This is a genomic window from Vibrio sp. V42_P2S4T144 (assembly GCF_009904715.1).
Lineage (GTDB): Bacteria > Pseudomonadota > Gammaproteobacteria > Enterobacterales > Vibrionaceae > Vibrio > Vibrio alginolyticus.
This window is the reverse complement of the sequence record NZ_WXWS01000456.1, coordinates 1-2,973: the sequence shown is the minus strand read 5'-3', so window position 1 is coordinate 2,973 and position 2,973 is coordinate 1. Positions and strand designations below refer to the sequence as shown.

Below are 2,973 nucleotides of genomic sequence, written 5' to 3'. Positions count from 1 at the left end.
AACTGGCTGAACTTTCGCGAGAAATTGGTATCGATATTCAATAATTTATAGTGTGATGTTTGCACTTTTTGGAAAAAATGAGGAAACTTAGCTTATCGACAACAAGATAAGAATTTCCTCTTTATGAGTAGCCCTCGTTTACGTGTTCAGTTCGAAACACTGTTTGAAAAATTTTCCGGTCACGATACGGACGTTCAGCTCGAAGACATCACCGAAGCGTTGTTTTGTACACGTCGTAATGCTCGTATTGTTCTAAATAAACTTGAAGAAGAGGGCTGGATTGAGTGGCATCCGGCAGCGGGTCGAGGAAAACTTTCGAAACTCGTTTTTAAACGTAATCGAAGCGACGTCAGCGAAAACCTCGCCAGGCGTTATCTCGATGAAGGGAAAATCGGTCAGGCTCTAGATGCGCTTGATAACGATGCGGCACGATTGACGCAGGTTATCCAAGGTTATTTAGGGCTTCAGCATCGACAGGGCGAGCAGGTCGTGCGTTTGCCTTATTATCGACCATTGTCGATGCTAAACCCACAGAAACCGATGCGGCGTTCTGAACAGCACATCGCCAGACAAATTTTTAGCGGACTCACTCGCCTTGATGAAAATGAACAACTTCAACCAGATTTAGCCCACACGTGGGAAGCAATTTCTGATACACATTGGCGTTTTTATCTTCGTCGTGGAGTACGCTTTCATAATGGTGAACCGTTAACAACCAGTTGTGTTCTTGAGAGTGTGCTTGCGTTAAATGGCTTGAACTTGTTTTCTCACATAAAGCGGGTGTCTTCACCACAAGAGTGGACCGTTGATATTGAGCTCGTCCGTCCTGATCGCTACCTGCCTCTGGCTCTGAGTGAGTCGCAAGCAAAAATTTTGCTACCGAGTGCTTTGCGTTCTGAAAGCTTCGATAGACAACCGATAGGGACAGGGCCGTTCCAAGTTAAAATGAATGATGATAAGCGTCTTATTTTGACTGCTTTTGATGGCTACTTTGGTTTTCGCCCTTTACTTGACCAAGTGGAGGTGTGGGTAATCGATGAAGCCTATTCTTCAATGGTTTATCCAAGCCTGTCAAAGCCGAAGATGGATAAACAAGGTTCATCCGATGAAGTCGAGCTGGACCCTGGATGTACATTCCTATTACTAAACAAAAACACCGGGATTGCAAAAGATCCACGTTGGGCAGAGTTCCTCTCGCAAACCCTCAACAGTCACCAGATTTACGCGCATGTTCCACAAGATAAAGTGATGGAACTGGGAGTATTGCAAGCCTTTGGCCTTAAGCCCGGTTGGATTGATCTCAGGCCAGCGGAAGCGGGCAGCGTACCACAGGCTAATCAGGTAATTTCCGTAGCGTATCAGAAAAAGCATCCGATGTTTCCAGTAGTTGCCAAGGCCATCAAGACACTCTTAAAACCGCACGGTATAGAGGTTGAGTTTATTCGTTATGATTCTCAACCGCCCGCACCGGAGGAAGTGGATATCTGGGTGAAAGCTATGGGCATTGCAACGAACCGAAATGACGCGTTGGCGGGCTGGCTCCTGGATTACAGTGATATTGAGAAGTTCAGTTCAGGTTACGATTTTAGTGAATGGGCTAAACTTGTCGATCAATGGCGTGCCGGCATGCACACAGACTTTCCTGCGCGTGAGCTAGGACGACAGTTAGTAAAAAGCTGTCAGGTGATTCCTATGTTTCACTGCTGGCTAGGCGTGAATAAAGACCACAGCGGTGCGTTACAAAATGCAAAGTGTAATGCCTTAGGTTGGTTTGATTTTAATAATGTATGGGTCAAACCGGATATAGAAAGTAACCATGGCGAAACCGAATAAAAAACAACCGACGAAAACCGTCGATATCTTTTGCTCTAAATGTAAAACTCAACTATTTAAGTACCGTAAAGGCGGGAAAGGCGCACTGGTTAAATGCTTCAAAGAGCGCATTGTTGACGATTTCACACAAACCCCATGTATTTGCCCCGCTTGCGGACAAGAGTTTGCAAGAGATACTTTAGTAAGAGGAACCCCCGCTTACAAAATGATTGGCGGCAAAGTGACGATGAAATAATAAAGGGCTAGAAAATGAGTATGAAACATGACTATTGCATGGTTTTAAGTACAACCAGTAATGAAAAAAATCGAGATCAGATCATTAAAGGTTTGCTAGATGCCCAATTAGCCGCGTGTATTCAAACAATGCCTATTGAAAGCCACTACGTTTGGAAAGGGGAGGTTTGTACTGACAACGAATGGTTGCTAGTCATCAAAACTCGTCGAGAACTTTATGAATTGGTGGAAGAGAAAATAGAAAACCTGCACGAATACGAGGTCGCTCAAATCGTACAGGTTCCAATTGTTGATGGGTTTAACCCTTATTTAGAATGGTTGAGAGAATCGACGTTGAGCCGACATTAAGAATAACGACAACACTGCACCAACGGTATCGCACAACATATCTTTCTGGGCGTCCCATATGTCACCTTGCGAGCCCAGAAAGGCAATTCCCTCATCGCCACCAGCCAACTCCGCATACCACCATTCGATAATCTCATAGCCAGCAGCAAGTGACATGATAGCAAACAAAGCAAACCAGCAAGAGAACGCTTTGTTGAACCGTTTTTTGTTTATCAAGTATTCAGCGATCGGATATGCGTAAAGGCCAATTGAAAAGTGCGCAACGCGATCAAAATTATTTCGCTCTGAACCAATCATGTCGTTAAACCAGTCAAACGGCACTTCGGAGAACGTATATTTCGCACCGATAGTGTGCAAACAGAGCCAGATGAACATTAAAAAGTAAGCCGTATTACTGAACTGATAGCGAATCGAAATCGCCCAAATAGCAACAAGAATACCAATCGCCGGGATAATCTCCGCAAACCAAACTGCACGTGAGTTAGGTTCCAACGCAGAAAATAAAAACACGATGGCATAAAAAATCGTTAATCCTAAGAGTGTCGAGGTGCTTTTCAT

At 44.4% G+C, this 2,973-nt stretch carries 4 protein-coding genes; 3 read left to right on the top strand and 1 reads right to left on the bottom strand.

Annotated elements, in window-relative coordinates:
- Positions 1-123: 123 nt before the first annotated feature.
- From CAG68_RS15365 to cutA, 3 genes are read left to right on the top strand one after another with little or no spacing between them, the layout of a single operon-like run.
- Entirely contained in the window at positions 124-1,833 is a 1,710-nt protein-coding gene (locus CAG68_RS15365; RefSeq protein WP_086047412.1) for an SgrR family transcriptional regulator, read from the top strand.
- Complete coding sequence (locus tag CAG68_RS15360; RefSeq protein WP_005376334.1) at positions 1,817-2,068, top strand: hypothetical protein; 252 nt, start codon at positions 1,817-1,819, stop codon at positions 2,066-2,068. The genes CAG68_RS15365 and CAG68_RS15360 overlap by 17 nt, the downstream gene beginning before the upstream one ends.
- 14 nt (positions 2,069-2,082) lie before the next feature.
- On the top strand, positions 2,083-2,415 hold the full coding sequence (gene cutA, locus CAG68_RS15355) for a divalent-cation tolerance protein CutA (protein ID WP_017634166.1): 333 nt from the start codon (positions 2,083-2,085) through the stop codon (positions 2,413-2,415).
- On the opposite strand, the gene CAG68_RS15350 is transcribed toward cutA, so the two are convergent.
- Positions 2,377-2,973, bottom strand: a 597-nt coding sequence (locus CAG68_RS15350; RefSeq protein ID WP_005376330.1) for a DUF2238 domain-containing protein, incomplete at its 5' end; no start/stop codon positions are given. The genes cutA and CAG68_RS15350 overlap by 39 nt on opposite strands.

Bases quoted from the DNA above. Each gene is read 5' to 3' on its own strand.
- CAG68_RS15365 (WP_086047412.1), top strand. From the start codon at position 124: ATGAGTAGCCCTCGTTTACGTGTTCAGTTCGAAACACTGTTTGAAAAA.
- CAG68_RS15360 (WP_005376334.1), top strand. From the start codon at position 1,817: ATGGCGAAACCGAATAAAAAACAACCGACGAAAACCGTCGATATCTTT.
- cutA (WP_017634166.1), top strand. From the start codon at position 2,083: ATGAGTATGAAACATGACTATTGCATGGTTTTAAGTACAACCAGTAAT.